The 1,116-nt window shown below is 42.7% G+C and carries 2 protein-coding genes; both read right to left on the reverse strand.

Going from position 1 to position 1,116, the window contains the following annotated elements; genetic code table 11:
- A partial coding sequence (pyrH, locus tag AXF17_RS06760) for a UMP kinase (protein ID WP_094234758.1) occupies positions 1-695 on the reverse strand: 695 nt, incomplete at its 3' end.
- Positions 696-713: 18 nt separating this feature from the next.
- A partial coding sequence (locus tag AXF17_RS09585; RefSeq protein ID WP_237049025.1) for a S49 family peptidase occupies positions 714-1,116 on the reverse strand: 403 nt, incomplete at its 5' end.

Below are 1,116 nucleotides of genomic sequence, written 5' to 3' on the forward strand. Positions count from 1 at the left end.
AGAGTTCCTATATTTTCACCATTTATCACTTTCATAAGTCCGCCTTCTTCAGCGAGCGCAAATACATACAGCTTAATAGAGTTGTCCTTGCACAGCGTTGCGGCAGTTAAATCCATAACCTTGAGATCATTTTCAACGATATCCATGTATGTTAGATGATCGTATCTAACAGCGTTAGGATCTAGCCTAGGATCAGCTGAATATACAGCGTCGATAGCCTTTGCCATGAGTATAACCTCTGCATTCATCTCAGCTGCTCTCAGCGCTGCCGTCGTATCTGTTGAGAAGAATGGGCTTCCTGTTCCACCACCAAAGATTACGACCTTGCCTTCTTCCAGGTAGTCAAGCGCCTTACGTCTAGAATAACCTTCGGCCATATCTCTGATTTCAATTGCCGTCATCACCTTTGCTTCGCAGCCGATTGATAGTAGTGAATCCTGAAGAGCCAGGGCGTTCATAACAGTAGCTAACATACCCATATAATCGGCAGTTGCCCTATCGATGTTGCCACCTGTTCTACCGCGGAAGAAATTACCTCCTCCAACTACGATAGCCACATCAACTCCATGCTCTCTGATTTCCTTAATCTGCTTGGCCGTCTGAAGTGTGACATCTGGATTAACTCCAAACTTATCATTTCCAGCGAGCGCCTCACCGCTAAGTTTAATCAAGACTTTTTTGTACTTAATACCCATGATAACTCCTTATGCTGTCTATTTTTCAATGTCCGCCAGATACATCACTGCAAACTTGTTGCCATTCTTTGAGAGTTCTATTAGCTGTTGATACTCAGCCGCTTTTCCACAACTGCTCTTTGACTGTATAAATTGCTGTAATAAATCATACATGCTTTTATTCTCTTCTGGTTCCATAAAATCAAATGCTACATCTTTCATACCCTTGAAGGTTCTTATTGTATCAAAGAATGCCTCTTCGTTACATATACCATCGATTAAACCAAGTTCCTTGGCCTGACTTGCTGAAAAGACACGTCCATCCGCAATCTCTCTTACTCTATCCTCATTCATCTTACGACCCTTCGCAACAATCCTTACAAATTGGTCATATGCTTCATCGATAAGGCTCTGCATAATCTCACGTTGCTCATCCGTGAGC

It is taken from the genome of Mogibacterium pumilum, from assembly GCF_002243385.1.
In the GTDB taxonomy this organism is placed as follows: domain Bacteria; phylum Bacillota; class Clostridia; order Peptostreptococcales; family Anaerovoracaceae; genus Mogibacterium; species Mogibacterium pumilum.